The following is a 5,291-nucleotide window of genomic DNA, read 5'->3' on the forward strand; positions in this document are numbered from 1 at the left end:
AGTTCGAAGGGACAGAAACCTATGACGATACTCGCAAGCGCGGTGAAGAGTACATGGATAGGCTCATCGAACAACACCAGAAAGAGTTGAACTCTTAGATCATCATTCTTTCAAAACATCAGTTCCATGAAGTGCAATATGTAACTGATAGACATAAAAAATGGACGCTCGAAGCGTCCATTTTTGTATCGGCGGCTAACCCCGATAAACTGTTTGAGTTGCAGTCTACGAGGTAAAGAAGGAAGACAACATCCACACCGCTAACACGATGAAAACTCCGCCCATCACTTTTTGCTGATAGGTACGAAACTTTGCATTTTCTACCAAAGATTTACCAATAGTGCCCACTAACGCCACAAGTAAAAAGTTGAACGTCAAACCTAGCACATTCAGCAATAAACCCAGAACGAGCATCTGCTCGCCCGAAGTCGCTTCAATACTCGTCGATACAAACTGCGGTAAGAACATCACGAAAAAAACCAACGCTTTAGGATTAAGCAGGTTACTAATAAGTGCTCGTTGGTAGTACGCTTTTGCAGCACGGTTATCGCTTAACTCAGGCGCATTGCCCTGTTCTGTTCGAAGACAATCCCACCCCATCTTTAATAAGTATGCACCGCCTAATAGATGAAGAGCTTTTAAAGCCACTGGACTCATCGCAATCAATGCTGAAACGCCCATTGCTGCCAATACTGTCAGGATAATTCCAGAAGTCGCATTACCTAAGCTCGCAAACACACCGACTTTACGGCCATAGCTCATGCTTGAGCTTGCGATGAGTAACATATCAGGGCCTGGTAAAAGGAGAAGAGCTACAACGGCCGTCAGGTAAACAGGTAGGATGGTTAAATCGATCATGGGTTTCAGTATTGATAAAAATGGAGGCGAATTTTATATCAATTACTAACACCCTTCCAGATGCAATCAGTTGCTAGGTGTTAAATCAATCGAATTAAACACCATTAATAAACAGTAAAACCAATTTATTAACTAAATACAAAAGACTAATTAACGTGCTACCCACTCGATCTCAATCACAGTGGTTTCACCACACTTTAGACGACCAAGGAAAATATCACCTTGATGTACCTCTCCAACACCTTTCGGAGTGCCCGTCATCACAACATCACCGTCAAGCAAAGTCGTATAAGAAGATAACTCTTCGAGGATGGTCTGTGGGGAATAAAGCATCTGTTCAACATGCCCTTTTTGAACGCGGACACAGTTAATAAATAACTCTATGTTTAAGTCAGATAGGTCCAAGTTATCTATGGGAACAAAGCGACTAAAAACAGCAGAACCATCAAAAGCTTTAGCACGCTCCCAAGGCAGACCTTTCGCCTTCAAACTACTTTGTAACTCGCGTTTGGTAAGGTCTAAACCTAGCCCCACGGCAGAGTATTCACCGTTTTCAACAATGAAGCAGATTTCAGCTTCATAATGTAACGTTTCTTGATGGAAAGATGATAGAGAAGACGTAACGCTAGTGCTCGGCTTATTAAACACCACCATAGAGTCAGGGATAACATTATTAAGCTCTTCGATGTGATCAACATAATTGCGCCCAATACACAGTACTTTGCTGGGTGTTGCTGTTCGTTTCGAATTCATCAATTGCTCCTGATCTACAACGCTGCTCATAGTTTGTCCCTAAACTGTTTTTTAGAGCGCAGAGTTTACCGCATCATTAAAAGAGAATCTTCGACAAGATGGTTACCAATATCTAAATTCTGATCTTTAGCTCAATTAAATGATTTAAATACTTTTATTCGAAGATCGCGACGTATAAGAACTAATGACAAGAGCCTTAGCTACGTAGATCATCGCTGCGTAGACCATAGCTACGTAGATGAAATAAATGGCTGGGTAACATGAAGGAAAAGCTAAAACAGATGCGTATAGAACGAAAGCAGCCCTCTCAAACCAAAAGGCTTGAGAGGGCTTAGCATGGTGTCTAGGACAGTATCCGAAAAGGTAAATTTAAGGAGTAAACACTATGCATAATAGTGGTCAAACTCAATGAGTCGCGACTTATAGGTAGAAACGAGCACCAATAGTCCACTTGTCGTCAGTTTTTCTGTTGTCAGCATCGTTTAGATCAAACTGATAGCCAGTGTAGCCAACAACATTACTCGTAAAGTTGTATTCAGCTTGTAGAGCTAGCTCTTCACGGTCAGTTTGTGTTGCCGCGCCTTTCGTCGCTTCGCCTTCAACAACTTCGTAGTTAACGCTTAAGTTTAAGCTGTTCGCTAAAGCGTAAGCCGCTAGCAATTCATATGCATCACTTTCTTCAAGGCCTACGTTCATGTTTTCGTTTGAAGCGTAGATACCTGCTAGGTATAAACCTGAGCCGTAAGAACCGTATGCAGCAGAAACTAGGTGAGATTCAGCCGTCTTAGAAACACCACCCTCTTTGAAGTCACCAGTGTTGAAGGCATAACCCAATTTAACACCAGCGATTGAGTAACCAAGAGTCGCTTGAATACGGTCATCGTAAGACACCGTTGAACGAGTAGTAACAACAACACCACCAAGAACGTTTTCAGTGTCAGTCGTTACGTCATTGCTGCCCTGCCAACCTAGACCAAAGCTAAGCTCACCCGCTTCACCAAAATCAAATCCGTTGCGGTAACTTGCCATTTTGTCTGCACGACCAGTACCTAGAGCACCGTGGTTGTCGTATAAGAAATCGTTCGCGAAAGCGATCGGCATATCAGTAGCTGAAGCTACATCGTAGTATGGCGCCCACTGCGTACCTGCAACAGCACGACCTAGCTCATCATGAGTTAAACCTACGTAACCAAGACGAGTAGTAAACGATTCGTCACCACCGTTTAGGTAATTAAGCGCCCATTCGCCTTTAGCGTCAGCTGTGAAGCCATTGCCTAATTCTTGCGTAGCATTAAAGTTGATGCGTGGTGAGTTTGTACCAACATCCGTATCGCCTTTCTCTGAACCATTCAGGTTTACAGAAACGTGACCACCAACAGAGAAGGCTGTACCGTCTTCGTTATAAAGCTCTACCGCAACTGCCTGTGTACCAAATACTGCACCAGAAATTGCTAGCGCTAAAAGTTTCTTATTCATTGTCATATCCATTTGTAACTGGGAGAGTGATTCCATAACAACCTCGTACTTACGAAGAGGTTGTTACCTGCATTTAACAAGTGGGAAAACACTAATATACGACTGCCAAAAAAGTTGCATTAAAATATATAAAATAAAAAAAATCGCGCTATAAAAACAAAAAACATCATTAAAAACAAAGTATTAAAAACAAACCTCAAGCTAATTTTTGGTATTCTTTGATATAAAAACCTTTGATTTTTTGATTTTCCAATCATAAAAACAGCATTAGACACTTAAGCTACAAACGACTTTCCAGACCATTCTGCGACATACCATTAACCTAGAAACATCCTGTAACATAATGAGCCGTACTGAAATATTTAGCCTTGTGAAACAATTCCCAATTTGAACTAGGATAAGTTGCTTTATTAATTATTGGCTATTGCTTTATTGAAAGTTCACTAGAGAAAATACAAAAAAAGGGCAACCAATCCGTGACTGGTTGCCCTAATACAAGTTAGTACATTCTTATTTGAAGCAAACCTCAGCCCAACGTGCTAGGCCTGAAGTTACGGAACCAAAATAGTTACCACTCACAATTGGCACATTCGGTACGGCTTGTTGTACTGCTTCTCGAAGAATAGGAGAACGGGCAGAACCACCCGTCATGTAGATGACATCTGGCTTTTTCTGACCTTGTTGAATCGCTTCTTTAACCAATTCAATCATCTTAGATTTTGGCGTTTCAATCGCTTCAATCATCTGCTCAACGGAGATATCCACTTCAATCAGCTCTGATGCAACATTGATTGCTGTTCGATATTGGGAGGATTCTGCCAATGCAATCTTGGCTTCTTCCGCCCGACGCACAATGCTGTAACCTAAAGTATCGTGATAGACCTTCATTAAACGGTCTAACTTTTGAGGCTCTGAAGCTTCTTTACGAAGTAACTTTAACGCGGCTAGGTTTTCCCTTGAATAGAAGTTTTTTTGAGCTTCTACATTGTTTATCGCAATTGGATTCCAGAATTGAGTCAACGGCATATCGATACCCGAAATACCCTTACTACCCATACCGAAAGGTGACATCAATTGTTTGAAGGCAAGGTAAATATCAAGATCATTACCCCCTACCCTTTGTCCACTGTGTGCTAACAAGCTTTGGGTGCGGTTCGCTTTACCAGACCAACTTGGCCCCATTTCTAACAATGAGCAATCGGTGGTACCACCACCAATATCGACAACCAATACCGTTTGGTTCTCAGTCAGAGTACTTTCGTAATCAAGGCCTGCAGCGACCGGTTCAAACTGAAAAGCGATATCAAGGAAACCTGCACGTTTGGCTGCACGTGAGAGTATATCTTCGGCTTGTCGGTTTGCTTCTTCACCACCACGACCGTGGAAGTTAATTGGTCGCCCAATAACAGCTTGTTTGATCGGCTCTTGAGTCGTGATTTCAGCTTGATGCTTGATATTCGCCATCATGGCGCACACTAAATCTTCGAAGAAACTCACCTGAACATCATGCAATCCACTGGCACCAAGGAAAGACTTAGGGGACTTAACGTAATAAACGTCACGAGGGTCTTCCAAATAAAGGTCCAATGCAGCCTGACCAAATGCCATGTCTTCTGGCACTAGGTCGATACTCTCTTCTCGGTTCAGAGCGATAGCACGTCGCAACACCTGCTCACCAATCGCATCACTCGGTTTGATATTCAAATGGCGAAATAGGTGCTCAGAAACGCTCTCACGAGTAGGTGCAAATACCGTTGAGGGAATATAATGGTTGCTACCTTCTAATGGTAACAGGCTTGGTTCTCCATCAACCATCGCCGCGACAGAACAGTTCGCTGTTCCATAATCAAACCCAATAAACATAATATCCCCCACTCAACAAAAGGGGCGAGATGCTACATGAAAAGCCTTTAAATTACGAGGTCATTTGTCGATTTTACTTAGGGTCTGTTGACCTTTCGTGGTTAAATTTTTGTTCGAGATAGAATCGTTTTAGGCGCGGCAAGATGTATGTAGCCTAGTCATTCTAAGTAAATACATCTTAACAAAGTATAAAACGATTCTAACCGAACCCTTCGGGCAGCCTTTGTGGTTCATTTCTACTGTGTTATCGGCTTCTCATGTAGGCTAGCTACACATCAAAGCCTCTGCCTTGTAGAAATTTCCCAGCAAATCGCTGCAAAAATCAGCTCGAAAGATCAACA

The 5,291-nt window shown here is 42.3% G+C and carries 4 protein-coding genes; all 4 read right to left on the minus strand.

Features of this window, described 5'->3' with window-relative positions:
• Positions 1 to 225 precede the first annotated feature (225 nt).
• Positions 226 to 858, minus strand: a complete 633-nt coding sequence (locus tag AB4653_RS19135; protein ID WP_009845666.1) for a LysE family translocator — start codon at positions 856 to 858, stop codon at positions 226 to 228.
• Positions 859 to 1,008: 150 nt separating this feature from the next.
• The gene (locus AB4653_RS19140; RefSeq protein ID WP_009845667.1) at positions 1,009 to 1,641 is read right to left on the minus strand and encodes a fumarylacetoacetate hydrolase family protein; all 633 of its coding nucleotides are present in this window, start codon (positions 1,639 to 1,641) and stop codon (positions 1,009 to 1,011) included.
• 390 nt (positions 1,642 to 2,031) lie between these two features.
• The gene (locus AB4653_RS19145) at positions 2,032 to 3,087 is read right to left on the minus strand and encodes a porin (RefSeq protein ID WP_017097026.1); all 1,056 of its coding nucleotides are present in this window, start codon (positions 3,085 to 3,087) and stop codon (positions 2,032 to 2,034) included.
• A gap of 510 nt (positions 3,088 to 3,597) precedes the next feature.
• A complete protein-coding gene (yegD, locus tag AB4653_RS19150; protein WP_009845669.1) occupies positions 3,598 to 4,950 on the minus strand; it encodes a molecular chaperone in 1,353 nt (450 codons plus the stop codon).
• Positions 4,951 to 5,291 lie beyond the last annotated feature (341 nt).

The organism is Vibrio sp. 10N.222.48.A3 (genome assembly GCF_041475345.1).
Lineage (GTDB): Bacteria > Pseudomonadota > Gammaproteobacteria > Enterobacterales > Vibrionaceae > Vibrio > Vibrio tasmaniensis_A.